Origin of the sequence: Ruoffia sp. FAM 24228 (genome assembly GCF_045528575.1) — a bacterium.
Lineage (GTDB): Bacteria > Bacillota > Bacilli > Lactobacillales > Aerococcaceae > Ruoffia > Ruoffia halotolerans.
On record NZ_JBGQQZ010000017.1, the window covers coordinates 17,421 to 38,215 of the forward strand.

Sequence of the window (20,795 nt, forward strand, 5' to 3'; positions counted from 1 at the left end):
AGAGTTCAATCATAGAAAGGAAGCAAGATACATGGACGTGAGGAAAGAAGCTCTTAGATTAAGCGAGGAACTAGGCGGGAAGATTGAGGTTAATCCTAAAGTATCCATTACAAATATGGAAGAATTATCCGTAGCATACACACCAGGTGTGGCGGCAGTTAGTTCAGCGATTGCGGAGAATAAAGAAGATGTCTATAAATATACAACGAAACGTAATTTAGTCGCAGTTGTCACTGATGGATCAGCTGTATTAGGACTAGGAAATATCGGACCTGAAGCTGCGATTCCAGTGATGGAAGGGAAAGCTGCTTTATTCAAAGCGTTCGCAGATGTGGACGCTGTTCCAATTTCATTAGATACACAAGATGTTGAAGAGATTATCTCACATGTTAAAGCAATTGCTCCTTCTTTTGGTGGAATTAACTTAGAAGATATTTCTGCACCGCGTTGTTTTGAAATTGAAAGACGTTTGAAAGAAGAATTGGATATCCCAGTATTCCACGATGACCAACATGGGACAGCGATTGTCGTATTAGGTGCTTTATACAATGCATTGAAAGTTGCTGATAAGAAAATCGAGTCAGCAAAAATCATTATCAATGGTGGTGGATCTGCCGGAACGGCAATTGCTAAGAAAATGTTAGCCGCAGGTGCTAAAAATGTTATCGTCTGTGATATCGATGGTATGATTGCTGAAGATGATCCTGCTTTAGATGAGCGGCACAAGGACTTAGCTAGTTTAACAAATCCTGATAACTTGAAAGGGGATTTACAAGAAGCTGTGAAAGATGCGGATGTTTTCATTGGTGTGTCGGCGCCAGGTGTGTTGAAGAAAGAATGGATTGCAACAATGAGTGAAAAGCCGATTATCTTCGCGATGGCGAACCCAACACCAGAAATCATGCCGGATGAAGCGAAGGAAGGTGGCGCATTTATCGTCGCAACGGGGCGCAGTGATTTCCCTAACCAAATTAATAACGTTCTAGCTTTCCCTGGTATTTTTCGTGGAGCTTTAGATGCACGCGCAAGTGATATTACAGATGAAATGCAAATCGCGTCAGCTCAAGGAATTGCGAGTGTGATTCCAGAATCAGAGTTAAGTGTGGATAATATTATTCCAGATGCCTTTAACCCTAAAGTAGCAGAAGTCGTTGCGGACAGTGTTCGCAATGCGACAAAATAATATTTAATATTAAAACTAATAGATCTCGTGAAGGTTCATTGGTTTTTTTAGCCTTTTGCTTCTGTATAAGCTATTATCAAATGTAGAGATAATTACATCAAGTAAGGGAGGGTGGAAGATGAAGCGAGTGACGATAGATAATGTATCCATTGGTCAAGGCAGACCTAAAATAATTGTACCGATTATTGGTAAAACTCGTGCGGAGATTATTAAAGCTGCAAAAGAGGCAGGTGAGTCATCAGGTGATTTAGTGGAATGGCGCATTGATTTTTATGAAGATGTGGAAAAATCGGGCGCAGTGAGCGAACTTTCTAAAGTTGTCAAACAGCTGGTGAATAAGTCGTTGTTAATTACCTTCCGTACTTTTGAAGAAGGTGGGGAACGCGAGCTATCCTATGAGCAATATGTTGCCCTTTATCAAGAAATTATTAATGAAGGACACGTTGATTTATTAGATATTGAGTTATTTATCCCAGAAGAAAAGTTAGACGGTCTTATTCAAGAGTGTCGCAGTCAAGGGATTTATGTGGTGCTATGTAATCATGACTTTGAACGAACACCTCCAGAGGAAGAGATTATTCGTCGTCTTGAGTTGATGGAGAGTAAAGGGGCAGATATTTGCAAGATAGCTGTTATGCCACAAACGCCAGAAGATGTATTAACACTATTGAAAGCAACACATCGACGTCAACAATTTTCCAAAGTACCTTTAATAACAATGTCTATGGGTAATTTAGGAATGGTTAGTCGCCTTGCTGGCGAAGTATTTGGCTCTGCAGCAACTTTCGGTTCTTTAGGAAAAGCATCTGCTCCCGGTCAAATGGCTGTTGAAGATTTAGCAGTCGCTTTAAAGAATTTGAGTTTATAAAAAAAGGGAGCATGGATTGCTCCCCTTCTTTAATGCTTATTCAAATGGTAGTTTGTAATCTGTCCAGCCTAGTTCATCACGAATAGTAATCATTTCTTGTTGCACCCCTTCATTTAGAGGGAGACCGGTATCTTTGCGTTCTAACCACACGAGGTGTTCTTTTTCACCGGCAGTATAAATGCGTTCTTCGCCTGGCGCCACTTCTGAATTTCTTAAAGCTCTTAAGATATCTCCGGCTGTCTTCTTGAAGCTGTCTAAACCAACGAAAGCTTCGGTATCAATAGCAATAAAGAAATGTCCTAGATGGAACTTCTGTTTCTCGCCATTTTTCCCAATGCCTGATAACATATGTAAGAAGTTACCTTGTTGTAGGGCAGCTGATAATACTTCTACAAAAGTTGCATAACCATAACCTTTATATCCAGCGAGTTCTTCACCGATACCCCCAAGTGGTGCTAGCGCTGCTTGACCATTAACTAACGCTTCTAGAATTTCAGGCGAGTCAGTCATTGCTTTTCCGTCACGACCAATCACCATTCCTGCAGGTGTATCTTGACCAATACGTGCGTAATATTCAATCTTTCCGCGTTGACTAATTGAAGTCGCACAATCTAATGAAAATGGAAAATCCTCATCGGTTGGGAAACCGAGTGTGAGTGGGTTTGTACCTAACATATTCTCAACTCCAAAAGTAGGCGCAATCGAAGGGCGCGCATTCGTCCCGGTCATGCCGATACAACCTGCTTTTGCAGCCATATCTGTGTAATAACCCGCAATTCCGTAGTGAGTTGAGTTTCGAACCGCAACCATACCCATTCCGAACTCTTTCGCTTTATCGATCGCCATCTGCATGGCTTTATATCCAATGACTTGTCCCATCCCATCATGTCCGTCCACAACTGCTGTTGTCGGTGTTTCACGAACAACTTCAAAATTCGTCTCCGGATGTTGAATTCCTGCCTTAATTCGATCAAGATAAATTGGCTTAAATCGATTTACCCCATGAGATTCAATCCCTTTGCGGTCAGACGCAAGCAGCACATCAGTACAAATATCCGCATCTTCTTCTGGAATCCCATAAGCCATAAAGACATCTTTGACAAACTTTGTTACCCAATCCCATTCAACAGTAAAAGTTTGACCCATTTTCTATTCCTCCTAGTAATTTTAACTGGCTTTGTAAGCGTTTCCTGGCACTTTAAAATTAGCATATTCAGGTTTAAATAACAAGGAATTTATAAAAAGTATTTATAAAAGGTGCAAAAAAATTATAAATGTAGAAACAGAGGATACGCCAGCTCCCTCACCTGAGCTAGCGAATGCAAGAGAACTTCGCCAGCTCGCCCACCTGAGCTAGCGAATCCAAGACAACTTCGCCAGTTCGCGCATCTGAGCTAGCGAATCCAGGCCAACTCCACCAGCTCGTCCACCCGAGCTGGTGAATCACCGCAGCTTCCCGACCCAACCCCCGAAAAGCACAACAAAAGCGACAAAGTATCAAGATAATAAGATACTTTGTCGCTTATATTTTTTATGAGAAGATGAGCTACATTAAAGTGACATTTAAAAGGATGAGGTGTGTCGAATATATTCATAAATGCGGACTTGCGAATTGCTTTCTTGCATTTTCACTCTGAAGATAAAGTAATGATTTTTATTATCTTTTGCTTTCATTGCGGGGAGCTTAAAGTAATTGGTTTGTGACTCATTCATAGTAAAAAGAATGTCATCGACCATAAATGTTAAAGGGACGACCAAATTTGAATAAGCATTAAAATCTTGTTCAAATCGCATAAAATTCTCACTAAAATAATCGAATTGAACACTACTATTCTGTATGTTTCTAGAATCCATCGTCCAATTCCTCCTCTAATTTGATTGATATGATGTGTTTAATAGATATAAAGTAGTGGGCATTCTCACTTTGTATACCAACTTGATCTGCTTGTACGGAATCGATTTTCCCGCGTATTTCTTTAGACTTTTCGTCCTGTATGATTTGAAAAATACCAGATAGCTTTTGCAAGTATAATTGGTTGAGTAAGAGAAGTTTCTCTCCTAAAGGGAGCGATTGGCTAAAATCAATCGTCTCGGCTTCAGTTGTGAGCGCGGTGGTGTGTTCTGATAGGAAAAAGCCCATCCATTTAGCCATCTTCCGGTCTTGGTAATTCCGAGCAGAACGGTAAGGAAGATAGCTTCGATCAACTGTCATGCTAACCCATCCAAGCCACCAGCGCCACCTGCCGCATGGCCACCGATAAGTTGACTACGCGCTTTACTTCTGGAGTTTTCTTTAAGTACAGTTGCACGTTGCACGGACAAGAAGCCAAATCGTTCACGAACATCATCAATTGTTTTTTCAAGGGTTTCTTCTTTCTCAACTTGTTCAAAATTATCAAATAAAGATATAAAAGCATATTTCTCATCAACAAAATTATTATAGCGAACAGCGATATTTCGAACGGCACCGCCATTATATTTTGAACGAAAAAGACTGATGACATGACCGATGAGCACTTTTGTATTTTGAGTGGGGTCGACTTTTCTTTGAACATGAATGGATGATCGTTCAGCAGTGTGAGAGAAGCCAATAGATATTGCCACACTGGTTGTCTTTTTATGAGCTTTACGCAAACGGATAGCTACTTGCTCAGCCATTTCGCTTAAGACGAGTTCGATGTCGGATTGCTTATAGTAATCCTTGTGCAGAACTTGCGAGTTACCTAAACCTGTGGATTTGGCTTTATAAGGGTAACGCACATCACTTTCATCCACTCCATTAGCATGAAACCAGAGTTGCAGACCAATAACGCCAAACTCTTGTTTGAGTAGTTCAGGGTTACTGTTAGCTAAATCTCTAATAGAGTAAATTTTCATTCGTTCAAGACGAATGGCTGTTCGCCGTCCGATTCCCCAAAAGTCAGTGAGTTTTTTAATGTTCCAGACTTTCGTTTCAACATCTTCATAAGACCAATTAGCACGCATGTTTGGTGTATATTTTGCTTCATTATCTAGTGCTAATTTAGCAAGAAGTGGGTTCGCATTACTCATACCGACTGTTGAAAAAACACCGGTTGCTTTCCAGATTTCTCGTTGAATCTGTTCAGAAATCCCATCGAGTTTAGCACGGCGAGAGATATTTTTTTGCTTAGTAAAATAATCTAGCGAACGTGTTAGATCAATGAAACTTTCATCAATAGAGTAGGGCAGAATTTCCTCCTTAGGGGCATAATTTTGAAGAATGTCATGAATAATCATATTTTTCTCAATATATAAGCTCATTCTTGGAGGAACGATGAGTGTTTTTCGTGCCCAACTCTCAATAAAGCGAACATATTCTCGATTTGTGGGTAAATTTTGACGTTTGGCAACATAGTAATTGAATCGCCGAGTCTGAATATTAAAGGGTAAATCATAGCTTCTCCCCACATTCTCCTTACCGAAAACTTTCTTAAACGTTGGTGAAGAGGCGAGAATCAAACCGTTTGCATTATCGGCTCGACTCATCACACATAAAGAAGTATAGAGGGGGTGGAGGCCACGTTCCACGCACTCAACGCTGGCATAAAAGGATTTCATATCAATGAAAGCTATGTCAGATTTAGGCTCTTTATCATACTGAATGTTTCCCATTATAATCCTCCTTTTGATAAAACCTTGAGTCCATTATACGAACAAACGTTCGTATAAGCAAGTGGAATATTTTAAAAACTGTGACTTGACGAGAGGTAAGAAGTGTATATACTGATATGGAGATTAAGATTATAAGGAAGGGGTTATTCAATGGAATATGTTGCATTTGACTTTGAAACAGCCAACGGTCAGCGCTGGTCAGCTTGTTCACTTGGGGCAGTAAAAGTTGTCGACGGAATTATGGTTAAGCATTTTTACGAATTAATTGATCCACTGACTTCTTTTGCACCGAACAATATTCGTATTCACGGAATAACACCCGAACAAGTTCAAGGAAAACCAGCATATGATGAAGTGATTGGGCGATTTCAAGAATTTGTAGGAGAAGCACCAGTTGTGAGTCATACTCAATTTGACCGAGGTGTGATTCGATCAGCCAATGAAAAATTCAGTCTCCCAGAGTTAGGTATGAATTATTTTGACTCTTGTCAGCTGGCCCGTAATTTATGGCGCGGAAAGCTCTCAAGTTTTAGTTTGAAATCATTATGCCAGCAAATAAAATTTGAATTTAATCATCATAATGCTCTAGAAGATGCGCGAGCCGCTGCTTATGTCATCCACGCTTTAACGATGTACTCGAAGACGCAGACTGTTGAGGATTTGTTGAAAGTAGGAAATGTGAAGCAGTTTTATAGATTGTAGAAACGAAAACCCAACCTCCCGCCATCCATACCCGGCTGGCCATTTTTTTCCGAATTCACCCTAAAAATATCTGATGATTTATGATATGTTTATTATAGCGAAAAGAGAGCGTGACTCTCTTTTTTTATTGGGCGGATGATAAAATTTGGTCCTTTAGCCCTATGAAGTTTAGCTATAAATATAATACTGTAAAGTTAATAAAAGACGATTTGTTTCAATCAGAGAGGGTAGGTTTTATGGATATGGCACCACTGTCAAAAGATATTATGTTTTTCAAAAGAAATAAGCAAGTGTTAAAGTGGGGAGCCATTGTCGGAGCGGTGATTACGTTCATCATATTTGCCTATTTTTTCAAAATTGATTTATTTAATCATCCAGAAATTCTTCAAGAAAGACTCGAGAGAACTGGGGCATTCGCACCAATTGTCTTTTTCCTTCTATCTATCATCAATACCGTGTATCCAATCGTTCCCGGCGGGCTCGGGAGTGTGATTGCTTATGCCGCATTTGGGCCACTACTGGGCTTTATTTTGGCGTTTTCAGCGAATTTTCTCGGGTCATTGATATTATTTTGGTTGGCGAAACGCTTCGGGCAGCCAATTTTATATGCTTTTTTAGATGAAAAATTAGTTGAAAAAGGTTTGAGTTATTTAGATAGAGGTTATTACATTGAGTGGATACTTGCGGTGGTGCTTGTAGTACCAGGATTGCCGGATGAGTTATTCATCATGATCAGTGGCTTAAGTGATTTGACTTACAAGCGAATGGTCATCATCCAATTGATATTTAAACCGGTCACGATGTTTTTATTTATGGCCGGGGTGCACAATTTCTTAGGTTTACTCTCAAATTTATTCTCATAAAAGAAGCCAGGCGAGTGCCTGGCTTTTTATGTACGTGAAATTATTTGATGTACAGCGTCAAATTGTTCAATTGAAAAACGTAAACTGATAATCTCCTTTTCAAAAGACAAATCAACAGTAAAATAATCATCCTCTTTTTCAATCTGACTCCCGATAACGTCGGTTAAAGCTTTACTTTTAGGAATCAAACCGGCGATGCCTCTTTTATTAGACTTATAATAGATAAAATCTTTTGAAAGGCCTGACGTAAAAGGAATCGCAACAAAATTAATAGCGATTAAAATAAGTAAGCCGTATTGAATAAAAGTCTCACCAAATTCGAATCCAACCTCTAGAAATACAATCGCAATAATCACAGGCGTTGCATAAAATAATCGCTGATGATTCTCGCGAATTTGTATCTGGCGAAAAGCATTGAATTGATGAAAAAGGGTGTAGCCCAAGAGGGCGATTAAAATTAAAATAATGATCGTTAACATGGAAAAGCAAACAACTCCTTTGTTTAGATATTATAACAGAAAATATATAGAAGCTGAGCAAGGTTAAGAAAAATGATCAGGCAAACTAATTTCAATCCCAAGAACACCATAGTGCGCTTGTTGCTCTAATGAATAATGAGCTTCCATATCTTCTGGAGAAGCAGCCTCCACATTATTAGAAGTATAGCCACATTTTAGTAAAGGAAGAGCCTGATATAGTTCCACGAAAGAAGGGAACGGATGTAAAGCAATTACATCCTCCTGAATTGTTTGTGTTAAATCATTTAAGTGCTCAAATACAACTTGAGCACCAACTTGAACTTAGCGACGCTTTTCATCATTTAGACGGAGTTCAATCGTTTTTTGTCCCTGTTTAATCATATCAAAAGGTTCTGAGTTTAATTTCATCTTATATATGGTCATGATTATTCATCTCACTGTATTTAGAATGGATATCAAAGCCGTGGTCTAAAGGCCCAGACCCTTTACCTAAATCAAGTCCTGCTCTTAATGCATCCGTTAAATAGGCTTTTGAGCGTTCAATAGAAGTAATTAAATCAAAATCTTTCGCTAAGTTAGAGGCGATAGCACTTGCTAGAGTACAACCTGTTCCATGGGCATTTGGATTATCCACGCGTTCGCTCTCGAACCAATGAACCTTTCCTTCATGATATAGAACATCATTGGCATCCGTTTGACGGTGTCCACCTTTACAAAGGACAGCACAATGATAAGTATCGCCAATATGTTTTGCAGCTGCGACCATGTCGTCATGGGTTTTAATTTTAAGGCCAGATAATGCTTCAGCTTCCGCGATATTTGGTGTGAGAACAGTCGCGATAGGGAGTAATTCTTGTTTCAACGTCTCGGTAGCGTCGGATTCCATCAAAGTAGAACCACTGGTTGCCACCATGACAGGATCTACTACGACTAAAGGCACGTCGTACTCATTTAATTTATCCGCAATGACTTTAATTAACGGCGCACTTGAGACCATTCCAATTTTAACCGCATCGGGGTAAATATCTGTGAACACAGCATCAAGCTGGGCAGCTAAAAATTCGGGCGTTGATTCTAAGACATCAGTGACACCTAAAGTATTTTGAGCAGTTAAAGCAGTAATCGCACTCATGCCATAAACCCCATGACTAATCATCGTCTTTAAGTCTGCTTGAATGCCAGCGCCTCCACTCGAATCGCTTCCGGCAATGGTTAATACAGTTTTCATACATGTTACCTCCTTAAAGTAAGTTTGAAACTGCTTCTTTTAAATTGTGTGCCGCTTCTTGAATATCATCTTGAGCAAAAATCGCACTGATGGCGACAATACCTGCAATATCAGTATCTTGTAACTGAGAAACATTCGATAATGTAACGCCACCAATAGCAACAACGGGAATGTTTACTGATTGACAAATGGCTTTAAGTGTTTCAATTGAAACGGGCTCAGTATCAGTCTTTGTTTGAGTGGGAAACATAGCTCCAACGCCGATGTAATCAGCACCATGCTCTTGAGCGGCTAAAGCATGTTCAACCGTTCGGCAAGATACACCGAGTAACTTATTTGGGCCTAATTTTTCGCGGACTTGACTGGCTTGCATATCGTTTTGACCTACGTGAACGCCATCAGCATCAGCTTCAAGGGCAATATCCACGCGATCATTGATAATTAATGGGACATTGTAAGACTGACATAAAGGTTTTAATCGTTTAGCTTGTTCAAGAAACTCTGCTTCAGAAAGAGTCTTTTCTCGAAGCTGTAAAATCGTTGCGCCCCCCTCGAGAGCTTCTTTGACATGGTCTTCTAAGGTAGCACCATTTAACCAAGTTCGGTCTGTAATGGCATATAAGGTGAGTTGTTCAGGTTTAATTGACATGTTTACGGCCTCCTGATTCGTGAATCGTCACGGTATGTTGAATTTTGGTAATTTGTTCAATTTGACTAGCATAATCGAAGAGTTGTCTGTGTGCTTGACCCAAACCTGCGGAACTTTCTTTAACCAGTTTACCTATGACTTTCCAACTATAGGAAGCGCTAAGCGCAGCTGTTAGCGGGTCAGTCACATCGGATAGAGCGCCACATAGGACAGAAAGCATATCACCTGTTCCGGTAACTTTGGTGAGAATTGAGCTACCTCCTTCGATTAAGTAAGAGTGAGTACCGTTGGTAACAAAGTCATCTTTTCCAGTCATCAAGACAACACAATCCAACTGTTGGGCTAAGACGACGGCATCTGATTGTCCATCATCAGAATGGGATTGAGCGAAACTATCAACGCCTCGTGCTTGGCTTTTAGACCCTAACAAACTTTGGACTTCTCCAACATTGGCTCTAATAATGGTTGGTTGAACTTCTTTTAAAAGTTGTGTGACTTTTTCTTTTCGATAAAGGCTCGCCCCAATGCCGACGGGATCGACAATCACAGGATGGGCATATTTATTTGCATATACGCCGGCTTTGGTACAAGTAGCGTATTTTGAATCATTGGGTGTGCCTAAGTTTAAAACTGTTGCTTGACTAATTCGGGTAATATCTTCCATCTCTTGGATGGCGCTCGCCATGATTGGGCTTGCCCCCACAGCAAGGAGTAAGTTAGCACAGTCATTGGCACTAACTAGATTACTAATCGTATGCACAAGTGGATGGGCTTCTCGAACTTTTCCCCATAAATGATTAATCTCTATCATTTGATCGGTCACTTCTTTCTAGCCAGGTGAGGCGATTATTTCGTTTAAGTATGTTAATAATTCCAACGGCAATGATTGTTCCAGTAATCGTGGAAATAAGAAAAGGAATTACGTAAGCGTAAAAGGCTAGCGTTCCAACACTTTCTCCTAAAAATAAAATCGCGAGTGGCCATGCGACAAGCCCACCTAGAATTCCGGTTCCAACTATTTCACCCAGGCTAGTGAGAAAAAGATTCTTTGTTTTGCTAAAGATGATGCCACATAAAAAGGCACCAATCATGCTTCCGGGAAAGGCCATAATCGTACCTAAACCGAATAAATTTCGTAATAGACTAGCAATAAAAGCGACAGCAACGCCATAACTAGGTCCTAAAAGCACTGCGCAAATCATATTAATAATATGTTGAATCGGTGACGCTCGCGAGCCTAGAATTGGGAAAGAAATTAAGCTTCCAATGACGGCTAGTCCAGATAGGATACCAGCTAAGACAAGTTTTTGTGTTTTTAATGTTTTCAAATTCTCACTCCTCTAAATTTATTTAAATAGACAAAAAGGCAGAGATATCCAGTATAGGTCATCTCCGCCAATCGCTTTTAAGGCAAATTATGATCCCTACACTGCAAGCAGCCAGGTTCAGCGGGTCGAATATTACATTCCTCTCAGCTCTACTTTCAAAAGCTCCCCGTATTTTTAATGTTGTAATCTATGGAGTATTGTACAACAGTGTAAGGTTGGTTGCAAACGTATGCAAACAAAAAGCTATTAGAATAGGGTCAATTGTTACAATCAAATGTACACGCAAATGTTATGTTACAGACAAAATACAGTTCATTTAAATGGCTGAAATGTCATTGGCTTCCAGAATTGACTATGCTAAAGTAGTTCATGTCAAAAAAATAAATTAAAAAAAGGTGAACTTATATATGAACTTTAAAAAGAAATTATGGCTTGGATCATCAATCTTAGCATTGATGTCACATGGCCCAATCGCAATGGCGATTGATTCAGATATTACATGGCAAGCTCGCCAGTTAGAAGAAGTGCTTGAAGAAATCGTTGTGACTGAAGAAAATGAATTATCTTATACAGTAAAATACGGAGATACATTGAGTGTCATTTCTGAAGCGATGAATATTGAATCACGTTATTTAGCAGAAATTAATAATATTGAAGATGTTGACTTAATCTTCCCTGAGACAGTTTTAACAGCTCAATATGATGCGAATGACCGCGCAAGCAACTTAACAGTTGATGCACCAAATGGAGATACTTTAGAAGTAAGTATTCCAGTCAACTTATCAGATATTCCAGAAGTAGAAGAAGTTGCTCCAGAAGCAATGCCTGAAGCTGAAACAGAAACAGAAGTTGTTGAAGAAGTTATTGTTCCTGAAGAAACAGTTTCAGAAACAGAAACGGAATCATCAGCAGGTGGTGCTGCACCATCAAATACAATTATTGAAGAAGTTCCAGCATGGGTAGAAGAAGAGCCAGCGGTAGAAGCGCTGGTTGAAGAAGCACCTGTTGAAACAGAAGTTGTTGAAGAAGCTCCAGTTGTCGAAGCGGCCGCTTATACAGAAGCACCAGCGACAGAAGTTCCAGCTGAAACGGCACCTGTTTACGAAGAACCTGTTTACGAAGAACCTGTTTACGGAGAAGTACCAGTAGAAGAAGTACCAGTAGAAGAAGCTCCAATTGAGGAAACGCCTATCGAAGCGGCTCCTGTAGAGGAAGTCCCAGTTGAGGCACCTGTTTATGAAGAGCCAACTTACGAAACTGATTTAACTGTTGACGAAAACAGTCAAGCTTGGGAACCAGTAGAAGAAGAAACACCAGTAGTTGACGAACCAGTATACGAAGAACCTGAAGAACCAGTCTATGAAGAGCCTGTTTACGAGGAGCCTGTTTATGAAGAACCAGCAACAGACCCGGCAGCTAACCCTGAAAACGCTGGCTTACAACCACATGTAGCAACTTATAAAGAAGAAGTTGCAGCAATCTATGGTACTGATTCATTCAGCCTTTACCGTCCAGGTGACGCACAAGATCACGGTGCAGGATTAGCCGTTGACTTTATGGTACCTGTTGGATCTCAAGTGGGAGATGACATTGCTAATTACTCAATCAATAGTATGGCAGAAAATGATATCTCATACGTTATTTGGGAACAACAAATTTATGGAGATTGGAACCAACAATGGACAGCGATGGAAGACCGTGGAAGTATCACTGCCAACCATTATGACCATGTTCACGTTTCATTCAACCCAGCATACTAAGAATAAACTAAAGCTAGAGTGATATATTCACTTTAGCTTTTTGTTGTCTAAAATCATTTAATTCACATTTTATTCTGTTTAAGCTAATATGATAACTACAAAGATGATTGAAGGAGAATTATATGAAGATAAATGAAAATCAATCAAAAGGGCAAATATTAAAGCAATTATTCTTATCAACCTTAATGTTAAGTGGCTTTACCTTTGGGGGTGGCTATGTCATTATCACTCTAATGAAAAAAAGGTTTGTAGATGATTATGGCTGGATCGATGAAGATGAGATGTTAGATTTAGTCGCGATTGCACAATCAGCTCCAGGTGCGATTGCCGTGAATGGAGCCATCGTTGTTGGTTATAAATTAGCTGGGATGCTTGGAGTATTAACCGCTGTAATCGCAACGATCATTCCTCCATTCGCGATTATATCTCTCATTGCATTATTTTATGATGCTTTCCGGGAAAATACTTTCATCGCTTTAATGCTTGAGGGGATGCAAGCGGGTGTTGGTGCCGTAATCACAGCTGTGGTGATTGGAATGGGGCAACAAGTGACCAACGCAAAAAGTCCACTCCTTATTGCAACGATGTTTATCGCCTTTATTGCTAATTATATTTTCAATGTCAATGTGATGTTAATTATTCTAGTGGCAGCTAGTATTGGATTAATTCAATTTTTCTTTAACCGCAATAAAGGAGGTATGACTCAATGATTTATTGGCAATTATTTGTCAGCTTTTTAAAAGTGGGTGCTTTCAGTTTTGGAGGAGGATACGCGGCTTTACCTTTAATTCAAGCAGAAATTGTTGACTCACATCAATGGCTGACTTTACAAGAATTCACAGATTTAATTACCATTTCTCAGATGACGCCGGGACCGATTGCGATTAACTCAGCTACCTTTGTGGGAACTCAAATTGCGGGTGTCTTTGGGGCAGTTGCTGCGACACTTGGTTCAGTTTTTCCCTCAGTTATATTGGTGACGATTTTGGCTTTTTTATATATGAAATACCGTCAGATGGATGTTTTACAATATGTGCTTAGAGCACTTCGTCCCGCAGTCGTCGCTATGATTGCAACGGCAGGTGTTTCAATTTTAGTGACATCTTTTTGGGGAACTGAAGTGATGGGCATTGAGACGATTAAGATCACAGCGGTTATCATCTTCGGAATCTGTCTTTTCTTACTTATGAAATGGAGAGTAGATCCAGTAAAAGTCATGTTACTTGCAGGTGTATTAAATGTGATTGCGTCAGTTATCATTGGAGCATTTTAGTTGGCAAAGACTAATTTTGAAAAAAAAAGTAATTATTCTTTTCTATAGAGTGGTTATTCAAGGAAATTTTGATACAATAATAAAGTAAGCATTATCATTCTAGAGAATTATTTAGTGAGTGAAATATATCAGTTAAAGATGGAGGAGTAATGATGACGACGAAAGATAAAATTATCGCAATTGACTTAGGGGGTACATCAGCAAAATTAGCTATTGTATCGACAAATGGAGAAATACTCCAAAAATGGTCGGTAAATACAGTGGTTTTAAATGGTGGGAAGGCAATTGTTCCGAATCTGATTGAATCAATACAAGAAAGAATGGATTTATATCAATTAACAACAGAAGACTTTTTAGGTATTGGTATGGGAAGTCCTGGAACGGTTAATCATATCGATTTAACAGTAACAGGCGCGTATAATTTAAACTGGGTGGAGACTCAAAATGTCGGAGAACAATTTATCGAAGCCTTTAAATTACCATTCTACTTGGATAATGATGCTAATATTGCTGCTTTAGGTGAACAACGTCATGGATCAGGAGATAATGCTTCCGATGTTGTGATGGTAACTTTAGGAACAGGTGTAGGTGGCGGTATTATTGTTGATAGTCAAATCGTTCACGGAAATTCAGGAGCAGCAGGTGAAATTGGCCACATGACGATTGATAAAGATAGTGGTATTGCTTGTACTTGTGGAAAAATTGGCTGTTTAGAAGCATTAGCTTCAGCTACTGGTTTAATGAATCTAACACGAGAGTATTCTGAAGAATATAGTGGAGACTCTGGAATCAAACAACGTATCGATAATGGCGATGAACTGAGTGCCAAAGATATCTTTGAAGCCTCAGAACAACATGATGTGTTTGCTAAACATGTAATTGAACAGTTTGGTGAGTACCTCGGCTTAGGTTGTTCACATATTGTGAACATGTTAAACCCATCTAAAATTGTTTTAGGTGGAGGGGTAGCGCAAGCGGGAGAGTATCTACGTGAATTAGTCGCAAGACATTGCGATAACTATATCTTCCCAGCACTTAAAGGAAAGACTGAAATAGTTATTGCATCATTAGGTAATGATGCAGCAGTTTTAGGAGCAGCTGAGTTAGTGAATGATGGTAAATTAGTCGGATAAAATTGCATAACAAAAAATAAGCCCTGATTTCCTTGGAAGTCAGGGCTTATTTTACAGAATAATGAATATAAGTGCCTGTATAAAGTGTTTAAACACTTTGTACAGGGGTTATTTCTTGCCAAAAAGTTTTTGCCACCAAGTCAAGCTCTTTTCAAACTCAATGTCTTCAACAAGTTTTAATTGCTGCTGTTGCTGTTGTAACTGTAACTGTTGAGATTGATTTAATAATTGCGTTAATTTATCAATTTGCTCATCTTTAGCTCTTAATTGATCATGATACACTTCTAATTGCTCTTGGTTTACTTCAATTTGATCGTCTAGATTATCAATCCACTCATATAGTAAATCCAACATTTCTTGACTCGTTTCTTTAGATAAAGAGTCTTGTTCTTCGTCTTCTTCTGTTTCTGGGTTAGTTTCGTCGGTTTGCTCAGACTGCTTAGAATTAGTTTGATCAGCCTGTTCAGTTTGTTCAGATTCATTCGATTCAACAGTTTCTGTATCAATATTTACTTCTTCAGCAGCTTTTTTTTCGACATCTTCAGCCGTAGGCGGATTCATCAAGTCGTGTATAGCTTGAGTAATTAATAACTGTGCACGTTCAGTTAAGTAATTAGTGCCATTTTGTTGAAGAATGAGACTATCATCTAGTTTCCGACTTTGGTAGGATACTTTACTTTTAGGAACACCCAACTTATCTGCTAATTGTTTGACAGTGATTAATTCACTCATGATTTTCTCTCCTTAGTGATATTCTTATATACTTAAGATTAAGCCATAAATCGTTTAAAGGCAATGGTAAAAAGTAAATTATTTGATTAAAATATTGAATTATTCAAGAGTAAAGGTGTTTAAAGTGGTAAAATAGGGTGGTTAATGATTATTCACTGTCACCGCAGGGTCTTTTCTGTCATTTTGATTAGAGTCTGCTATGATATGGATAATAATGATTTTGAAAGGTGGATAAATATGAGAATTTCAAAAGACAATGTAATTTATAGTATGGATAAAGAGAATCAAGCCGTTGGAACTATTAAAAGCGAAGACCAAGTGATATTCGAAACGAAGGATTGCTTCTCAGATACAATTAAAACAGAAGCAGATGTTATTAGTGAAATTGACTTTAATAAAGTAAACCCTGCAACGGGTCCGTTATACATTGAAGGAGCACAGCCAGGGGATGTACTAAAAGTAACGATTAATGCGATTAAGTTGAATGATTATGGTGTCGTTGTTTCAGCACCTGGACTAAATAAACTGTTCAGCAAGGGAATTGAGGAAGAACAAACAGTGATTTGTCCAATACATGAAGATAAAGGTACTTTTGAATTTCAAAGTGTTGAATTCCCACTAAATAAAATGATCGGTGTGATTGGAACAGCTAATGCTGATGAAGGCATTACAACAGGGACACCAGGACCTCATGGTGGGAATATGGATAATACGATGATTGCAGAAGGGTCAGTAGTGTATTTACCAGTTTATACAGAAGGAGCCTTACTTGCGATTGGTGATATGCATGCCTCTATGGGTGATGGTGAAGTTTGGGGTTGTGGCGTTGAAGCAGGCGGTGAAGCGCATGTCACTGTTGAAGTCATGAAGGATTACCCACATTCAGTTCCACTAGTTGAAACTGATGAAGCCTTTTACACATATGGTTATGGTAAAACTACTGATGAAGCCATTGTAATAGCAAATGACCATATGGTAGAATTCTTAATGAAAGAAGCGGGACTCACTTTTAACCAAGCTGGGATGTTAATGACGATTAAAGCAGACTTAGCTGCCTGTCAAACGGTTAATCCGGATGCTTCTATGCGTGTTGGAATACTGAAGGAATTCGTAGAATTAGCTAAAGACTTTAAATAAAAGCAAACAAAAACGGTCTCCCATTTGAAAAGGAGACCGTTTATTTTATTGAAACCAGAAGTCAGTAAAGTTGTCTTTAAATGCTCTATACGCAAAGTTTCCGCTCACATAATGATATGAACGAATTAAGTTGCCTTTTGAATCGTACTCGCTAAACACGTTATCTTTACCACTGTTAATAGCATAGTTCCCATTTGGTAAGGGATCAACGTTACTTACAATTGACGAATAAGGAACAGGGAATGATTGAATAAGTTCAAAGGTTCCTTCACTTTCATCGATTAAATATTTATACATATAAGAAAGATCATCAGGGTTAGGCTCGAAGTTGCGACTATTGTGCTCTTCAATGTGACCCATATAATCAGGACGTGTTAAATAACGCCAATAATTATTATTAAAGAATGTAACATAATATTCGCCATCACTTTGAATTGATGTTCTAGAAAGATTCAGTGAATGCTGGCCACCGTGAAGCGGGAATGTTCCTTTTTGTGATAATAGTAAATTGCTGTAGTCAGTTCCCGTCCAAACTGGTTCTGGACCAATGAGATAATCTACTTTTGGATCTGTATAAAGATTGCTAACTTTAATGATTGTTGAAGTCTCACGAGAACTTAACAGAACAGCGTCTTCGTCGACTTTCTCTATCGAATTAATGTGGATCCAATCTAAATCTGTGGCATCACCATCTTGATTATATGAAGGGGTCGTCACTTGCATATAGTCACCAAACACATCTTTTAAATCTAGTAACTCTTTGATCTGACCTGAATTCAAATCAAGCGATAAGATAATATCTTCTCGACGAATCGACTTTCTATCGTTTAAAGAGGCAAGTATCAACACTTCATCCTCTTGTCCTATAATGAAATCATGATGCATGTTATAGCCAGGCATATCATAGTACTGTGTAATTTGACCCAAAGAATTCATGGCAATAAGTTGTGTACTCGTATTTGCCATAATAATATAATCCTCGTGGAATAATAAATTATCAAAGCGGTATGAATTTGTGTCAATTTCAGCTCTAAGAACGCCGTCATTATCAAAGAAATAGGTAAAGCCATTAAATTGTGAAGTGCCTACTAAATAGAATAGTCCATCAGATAATTGTCTTGTGCTGTCCCCATCTTGAGTTGATAAGTAACTTGGATAGAAAGAAGATGTTTTAGGCATCTGAATGTTAAAAGATAATGTATCAATCACTTCGTTAGAATCATCCACCCATTCTAATTCAATATGATTCTCTTCACCAGGGACGAGTCCAATAATCTGTGATTCGAACGATTCAGAATCTTCACTCGCATTTTTTAAAGTTCTTTGGAAAATGTGGTCATTCTTATGACCTTCAGTTGTAATTGTATAATTAACTGTAGCGTCGTCATTATGATGATTAAAATTAATATATAGACCATTTGTGACTGTACCGTAAGGGTTTAAGATAAAAAGAGGATCCTCAAAAGAGAAATTATGCATCGATTTTAACTTTTGAACAGCAGCATCATACTGAGTTTGTATTTCTGGATCTGTATGATTAAAATTGCGTGCGATAAATTCTGAATCAGGTAAGACAAAATCATAAACTGTAGTCGTACTATCCTGATAAAGTCGAATGTCAATATTTTCGGTGTCATCATTGTTTTCAGCGAAAATAGTCGCAGGCGTCATGACAAAAATAAAAAATGTAAAAAGTATCAGCATCCGTGGAAGAGAGTCATTATAAAGAGTTTTAAGTCGCATAGAAACCTCCTATTTATTATAAATGGCAACAAACTTACTAGTTAACTCTATGTTACCATGTGAGAAAAAATATTGAAAATACAAAATATAATTTTTCGTTAAGTACAAAAAATATATCGTACAATTATTGGTATGAAAGGATATATACTTTTAAATTTAACCTGGAGTATGGGATAATAAAGAAAAAGCAAAGGAGCCGTATAATATGACTAAAGAGGCCTTAATAATTGTAGATATGAGTTATGATTTTGTTGCTGATGACGGAGGATTGACTGTAGGGAAGCCAGGTCAAGAAATTGTACCTTATATCAGAAACTTAGCGGATGATTTTTTAAGCGCTAACAAACAAGTTGTAGTTGCGATGGATGCTCACGAACCAAATGATCCTCACTTTGACCTGTGGCCAGTGCATAATGTGGTAAATACATCGGGACAGGAATTGTATGGAGAGTTAAAAGATTGGTTCCAGGCGAATCAAGAACATAAGAATGTTCATTACTTTCCTAAACAAAATTATAATTCATTTTTTGAAACGGAATTAGCAGAAACCTTGCGTAATTTAGATGTTGATACGGTACATGTAGTCGGAGTTACGACTGATATTTGTGTATTCCAAACAATTGGAGGAGCAGATGCTGAAGGCTTTAAAACACTGACACATCGCCGCGGTGTAGCAACATTCACTGATTTAGGCGAAGTGATGCTAGAGCATATGACACGTTGCTTTCATACAGAAGTTATTGACTAAGGTAAGGAAGGGAGACATATACAATGCTTGAACGAGAAAGAATGGGAAATTTTTTACTGGAATTACGTCGGGACAAAGGATTGTCGACCACTGAAGTGGCAGAAGCAATTAATGTGAGTGAAGAAGATTTAGTCAAATGGGAAGATGGTAGTAAATTACCAGAGATGGACCAAGTTCAGCCAGTAGCAGATTTCTATGGCGTCACAGTCAATGAATTATTACGTGGCGAACGTTATTCACTCGATGAATCAGCACCTTCAGAACATGATGTCACTCAAAACGTCTTAGAGTATGCGAATAATAATATGAGTGAACAGTTTAAACACACTCGAAGGGAGTGGTTAATCGCGATTACCGGAGTCTTAGCATTTGTTATCGTGGCATGTTTAATCATTGATTTTCTTAGTGTTAACACGATTACTTGGTCAGGTATTGCATCGGTTTCAATAGTTTTTGCTTGGGGAATTATACTTCCTTTATTCTTCCGTTTAACCACCCCAATCATGTCTAGTTTAATCGCTTTTAGTGTGTTGATTATTCCATATTTATTCTTATTAAACTTAGTGATCAGTGCGAATAATATACTGGTGAATGTAGCTATTCCAATTACTCTCGTCTCTCTAATCTATCTTTGGGCGTTATACTTTATTTATAAAAGAATGCATCTATCTTCATGGCGTTTCTTAGCAGTTGCAGCCTTTGGTTTAGTACCGGTTGTGATTATAATTAATTTAGTCATCAGTATGCAGTTTAATATCCCATTATTTACCGTTTGGAATGTCTTAGGCGTGTTAATATTAATCGGTATAGGCGTTGGTTTAGTTTATTTTGAAAGAGAAAAAATGAAAAAAGAGTCTGACGAATCAATTGGAGACACCTCATCTGAGATTAAATAATTTTGAACTAAAAAAGGGCTGATGACAAAAAATGAAATGTCATCAACCCTATTTTTGTGTCTTCTAAAAGACGCAGATATTCGTTATATTTAAAGTACCATCCAAAAACATAAGGAGAATATCTACGCAGGAACCATATTACACGAAAAACTTTGAAATTTTAAGCCTCAACTATATGAAGGTTACAGGGGACAAAGAAGAGCCTGCGAACATGGGTTCTTGAATTTTTGGTGTTGGTGAGAGAAATCTCACTGACACCTTTTTTTGTATGTACACAAAAAGCCAGTGAATTCCTATATAATAAAGTTACCACACATTACTAAAAGGAGAATTCACTTGGCTCATATGAATTATATCGCAGACTTACTAAATATTAAAGATAAACATGTTCAACTTCAAGATGACATCATGGAGGAAATGCACAAGGGGGTGCGGTGTAA

Annotated in this window: 22 protein-coding genes, 1 pseudogene and 1 riboswitch; of the genes and pseudogenes, 11 read left to right on the forward strand and 12 right to left on the reverse strand. The window is 38.4% G+C overall.

All coding sequences use genetic code 11. The features are described 5' to 3' along the window. Positions 1-31: 31 nt before the first annotated feature. Both ACEN33_RS04605 and aroD read left to right on the forward strand, forming a co-directional pair. Positions 32-1,183 carry an NADP-dependent malic enzyme gene (locus tag ACEN33_RS04605; protein WP_407094652.1) on the forward strand — a complete coding sequence of 384 codons (1,152 nt, stop codon included), beginning with the start codon at positions 32-34 and terminating at the stop codon, positions 1,181-1,183. A gap of 118 nt (positions 1,184-1,301) precedes the next feature. Next, the gene (gene aroD, locus ACEN33_RS04610; RefSeq protein WP_407089649.1) at positions 1,302-2,051 is read left to right on the forward strand and encodes a type I 3-dehydroquinate dehydratase; all 750 of its coding nucleotides are present in this window, start codon (positions 1,302-1,304) and stop codon (positions 2,049-2,051) included. Positions 2,052-2,087: 36 nt separating this feature from the next. Here the strand turns inward: aroD and ACEN33_RS04615 are convergent, their stop codons facing one another. The 4 genes from ACEN33_RS04615 to ACEN33_RS04630 all read right to left on the reverse strand — a co-directional run bounded on the left by ACEN33_RS04615 (position 2,088) and on the right by ACEN33_RS04630 (position 5,684). Further along, positions 2,088-3,197, reverse strand: coding sequence for an Ldh family oxidoreductase (locus ACEN33_RS04615; RefSeq protein WP_338490316.1), 1,110 nt, complete (start codon positions 3,195-3,197; stop codon positions 2,088-2,090). Positions 3,198-3,614: 417 nt separating this feature from the next. Further along, positions 3,615-3,905 (reverse strand): DUF5960 family protein, encoded by a 291-nt coding sequence (locus ACEN33_RS04620; protein WP_138404755.1) that lies wholly within the window; start codon positions 3,903-3,905, stop codon positions 3,615-3,617. Then, positions 3,895-4,263 carry a DUF2642 domain-containing protein gene (locus tag ACEN33_RS04625; protein WP_407089648.1) on the reverse strand — a complete coding sequence of 123 codons (369 nt, stop codon included), beginning with the start codon at positions 4,261-4,263 and terminating at the stop codon, positions 3,895-3,897. Before ACEN33_RS04625 ends, ACEN33_RS04620 begins: the two co-directional genes overlap by 11 nt. Further along, positions 4,260-5,684 carry a Y-family DNA polymerase gene (locus tag ACEN33_RS04630; RefSeq protein ID WP_407089647.1) on the reverse strand — a complete coding sequence of 475 codons (1,425 nt, stop codon included), beginning with the start codon at positions 5,682-5,684 and terminating at the stop codon, positions 4,260-4,262. Before ACEN33_RS04630 ends, ACEN33_RS04625 begins: the two co-directional genes overlap by 4 nt. A 150-nt stretch (positions 5,685-5,834) precedes the next feature. On the opposite strand from ACEN33_RS04630, the gene ACEN33_RS04635 reads away from it, so the two are divergent. Continuing rightward, positions 5,835-6,386, forward strand: a complete 552-nt coding sequence (locus ACEN33_RS04635) for a 3'-5' exonuclease (protein ID WP_407089646.1) — start codon at positions 5,835-5,837, stop codon at positions 6,384-6,386. Positions 6,387-6,622: 236 nt separating this feature from the next. Further along, a complete protein-coding gene (locus ACEN33_RS04640) occupies positions 6,623-7,249 on the forward strand; it encodes a TVP38/TMEM64 family protein (protein ID WP_407089645.1) in 627 nt (208 codons plus the stop codon). Between the two features lie 26 nt (positions 7,250-7,275). Here the strand turns inward: ACEN33_RS04640 and ACEN33_RS04645 are convergent, their stop codons facing one another. The 6 genes and pseudogenes from ACEN33_RS04645 to thiW all read right to left on the reverse strand — a co-directional run bounded on the left by ACEN33_RS04645 (position 7,276) and on the right by thiW (position 10,933). Next, a complete protein-coding gene (locus tag ACEN33_RS04645; RefSeq protein ID WP_407093503.1) occupies positions 7,276-7,728 on the reverse strand; it encodes a hypothetical protein in 453 nt (150 codons plus the stop codon). 63 nt (positions 7,729-7,791) lie between these two features. Next, positions 7,792-8,106: pseudogene (locus ACEN33_RS04650) on the reverse strand (RNA-binding protein). 31 nt (positions 8,107-8,137) lie between these two features. Further along, positions 8,138-8,956, reverse strand: coding sequence for a bifunctional hydroxymethylpyrimidine kinase/phosphomethylpyrimidine kinase (gene thiD, locus ACEN33_RS04655; protein WP_407089642.1), 819 nt, complete (start codon positions 8,954-8,956; stop codon positions 8,138-8,140). Positions 8,957-8,969: 13 nt separating this feature from the next. Then, positions 8,970-9,605: a thiamine phosphate synthase gene (gene thiE / locus ACEN33_RS04660; protein ID WP_407089641.1), complete on the reverse strand. Its 636-nt coding sequence runs from the start codon at positions 9,603-9,605 to the stop codon at positions 8,970-8,972. After that, positions 9,595-10,416, reverse strand: coding sequence for a hydroxyethylthiazole kinase (thiM, locus tag ACEN33_RS04665; protein ID WP_407089640.1), 822 nt, complete (start codon positions 10,414-10,416; stop codon positions 9,595-9,597). Before thiM ends, thiE begins: the two co-directional genes overlap by 11 nt. Continuing rightward, complete coding sequence (thiW, locus tag ACEN33_RS04670; RefSeq protein WP_407089639.1) at positions 10,403-10,933, reverse strand: energy coupling factor transporter S component ThiW; 531 nt, start codon at positions 10,931-10,933, stop codon at positions 10,403-10,405. Before thiW ends, thiM begins: the two co-directional genes overlap by 14 nt. A gap of 76 nt (positions 10,934-11,009) precedes the next feature. Continuing rightward, positions 11,010-11,112, reverse strand: a riboswitch (TPP riboswitch). A gap of 228 nt (positions 11,113-11,340) precedes the next feature. Between thiW and ACEN33_RS04675 the strand changes: the two genes are divergently transcribed. From ACEN33_RS04675 to ACEN33_RS04690, 4 genes are all read left to right on the forward strand, one after another. Then, on the forward strand, positions 11,341-12,693 hold the full coding sequence (locus tag ACEN33_RS04675) for a LysM peptidoglycan-binding domain-containing protein (RefSeq protein WP_407089638.1): 1,353 nt from the start codon (positions 11,341-11,343) through the stop codon (positions 12,691-12,693). Between the two features lie 122 nt (positions 12,694-12,815). Next, the gene (locus ACEN33_RS04680; RefSeq protein WP_407093502.1) at positions 12,816-13,403 is read left to right on the forward strand and encodes a chromate transporter; all 588 of its coding nucleotides are present in this window, start codon (positions 12,816-12,818) and stop codon (positions 13,401-13,403) included. Further along, the gene (locus ACEN33_RS04685; RefSeq protein WP_338490283.1) at positions 13,400-13,966 is read left to right on the forward strand and encodes a chromate transporter; all 567 of its coding nucleotides are present in this window, start codon (positions 13,400-13,402) and stop codon (positions 13,964-13,966) included. Before ACEN33_RS04680 ends, ACEN33_RS04685 begins: the two co-directional genes overlap by 4 nt. A gap of 152 nt (positions 13,967-14,118) precedes the next feature. After that, positions 14,119-15,099, forward strand: a complete 981-nt coding sequence (locus tag ACEN33_RS04690) for an ROK family glucokinase (RefSeq protein ID WP_407093501.1) — start codon at positions 14,119-14,121, stop codon at positions 15,097-15,099. 108 nt (positions 15,100-15,207) lie between these two features. Here the strand turns inward: ACEN33_RS04690 and ACEN33_RS04695 are convergent, their stop codons facing one another. Next, positions 15,208-15,831, reverse strand: coding sequence for a hypothetical protein (locus ACEN33_RS04695; protein ID WP_407089634.1), 624 nt, complete (start codon positions 15,829-15,831; stop codon positions 15,208-15,210). A 237-nt stretch (positions 15,832-16,068) separates the two neighbouring features. Between ACEN33_RS04695 and ACEN33_RS04700 the strand changes: the two genes are divergently transcribed. Continuing rightward, a complete protein-coding gene (locus tag ACEN33_RS04700) occupies positions 16,069-16,968 on the forward strand; it encodes an acetamidase/formamidase family protein (RefSeq protein WP_407094653.1) in 900 nt (299 codons plus the stop codon). A gap of 45 nt (positions 16,969-17,013) precedes the next feature. Here the strand turns inward: ACEN33_RS04700 and ACEN33_RS04705 are convergent, their stop codons facing one another. Continuing rightward, positions 17,014-18,711, reverse strand: a complete 1,698-nt coding sequence (locus tag ACEN33_RS04705; protein WP_407094654.1) for an aryl-sulfate sulfotransferase — start codon at positions 18,709-18,711, stop codon at positions 17,014-17,016. 205 nt (positions 18,712-18,916) lie between these two features. Between ACEN33_RS04705 and ACEN33_RS04710 the strand changes: the two genes are divergently transcribed. Then, the gene (locus ACEN33_RS04710; RefSeq protein WP_138404748.1) at positions 18,917-19,459 is read left to right on the forward strand and encodes a cysteine hydrolase family protein; all 543 of its coding nucleotides are present in this window, start codon (positions 18,917-18,919) and stop codon (positions 19,457-19,459) included. 23 nt (positions 19,460-19,482) lie between these two features. After that, positions 19,483-20,355: a helix-turn-helix domain-containing protein gene (locus ACEN33_RS04715; RefSeq protein ID WP_407094655.1), complete on the forward strand. Its 873-nt coding sequence runs from the start codon at positions 19,483-19,485 to the stop codon at positions 20,353-20,355. Positions 20,356-20,795: the final 440 nt, after the last annotated feature.

What these genes read in the sequence shown, in the direction of transcription:
- ACEN33_RS04605 (WP_407094652.1), top strand. Translation starts at nt 32, where the DNA reads ATGGACGTGAGGAAAGAAGCTCTTAGATTAAGCGAGGAACTAGGCGGG.
- aroD (WP_407089649.1), top strand. Translation starts at nt 1,302, where the DNA reads ATGAAGCGAGTGACGATAGATAATGTATCCATTGGTCAAGGCAGACCT.
- ACEN33_RS04615 (WP_338490316.1), bottom strand. Translation starts at nt 3,197, where the DNA reads ATGGGTCAAACTTTTACTGTTGAATGGGATTGGGTAACAAAGTTTGTC.
- ACEN33_RS04620 (WP_138404755.1), bottom strand. Translation starts at nt 3,905, where the DNA reads ATGGATTCTAGAAACATACAGAATAGTAGTGTTCAATTCGATTATTTT.
- ACEN33_RS04625 (WP_407089648.1), bottom strand. Translation starts at nt 4,263, where the DNA reads ATGACAGTTGATCGAAGCTATCTTCCTTACCGTTCTGCTCGGAATTAC.
- ACEN33_RS04630 (WP_407089647.1), bottom strand. Translation starts at nt 5,684, where the DNA reads ATGGGAAACATTCAGTATGATAAAGAGCCTAAATCTGACATAGCTTTC.
- ACEN33_RS04635 (WP_407089646.1), top strand. Translation starts at nt 5,835, where the DNA reads ATGGAATATGTTGCATTTGACTTTGAAACAGCCAACGGTCAGCGCTGG.
- ACEN33_RS04640 (WP_407089645.1), top strand. Translation starts at nt 6,623, where the DNA reads ATGGATATGGCACCACTGTCAAAAGATATTATGTTTTTCAAAAGAAAT.
- ACEN33_RS04645 (WP_407093503.1), bottom strand. Translation starts at nt 7,728, where the DNA reads ATGTTAACGATCATTATTTTAATTTTAATCGCCCTCTTGGGCTACACC.
- thiD (WP_407089642.1), bottom strand. Translation starts at nt 8,956, where the DNA reads ATGAAAACTGTATTAACCATTGCCGGAAGCGATTCGAGTGGAGGCGCT.
- thiE (WP_407089641.1), bottom strand. Translation starts at nt 9,605, where the DNA reads ATGTCAATTAAACCTGAACAACTCACCTTATATGCCATTACAGACCGA.
- thiM (WP_407089640.1), bottom strand. Translation starts at nt 10,416, where the DNA reads ATGATAGAGATTAATCATTTATGGGGAAAAGTTCGAGAAGCCCATCCA.
- ACEN33_RS04675 (WP_407089638.1), top strand. Translation starts at nt 11,341, where the DNA reads ATGAACTTTAAAAAGAAATTATGGCTTGGATCATCAATCTTAGCATTG.
- ACEN33_RS04680 (WP_407093502.1), top strand. Translation starts at nt 12,816, where the DNA reads ATGAAGATAAATGAAAATCAATCAAAAGGGCAAATATTAAAGCAATTA.
- ACEN33_RS04685 (WP_338490283.1), top strand. Translation starts at nt 13,400, where the DNA reads ATGATTTATTGGCAATTATTTGTCAGCTTTTTAAAAGTGGGTGCTTTC.
- ACEN33_RS04690 (WP_407093501.1), top strand. Translation starts at nt 14,119, where the DNA reads ATGACGACGAAAGATAAAATTATCGCAATTGACTTAGGGGGTACATCA.
- ACEN33_RS04695 (WP_407089634.1), bottom strand. Translation starts at nt 15,831, where the DNA reads ATGAGTGAATTAATCACTGTCAAACAATTAGCAGATAAGTTGGGTGTT.
- ACEN33_RS04700 (WP_407094653.1), top strand. Translation starts at nt 16,069, where the DNA reads ATGAGAATTTCAAAAGACAATGTAATTTATAGTATGGATAAAGAGAAT.
- ACEN33_RS04705 (WP_407094654.1), bottom strand. Translation starts at nt 18,711, where the DNA reads ATGCGACTTAAAACTCTTTATAATGACTCTCTTCCACGGATGCTGATA.
- ACEN33_RS04710 (WP_138404748.1), top strand. Translation starts at nt 18,917, where the DNA reads ATGACTAAAGAGGCCTTAATAATTGTAGATATGAGTTATGATTTTGTT.
- ACEN33_RS04715 (WP_407094655.1), top strand. Translation starts at nt 19,483, where the DNA reads ATGCTTGAACGAGAAAGAATGGGAAATTTTTTACTGGAATTACGTCGG.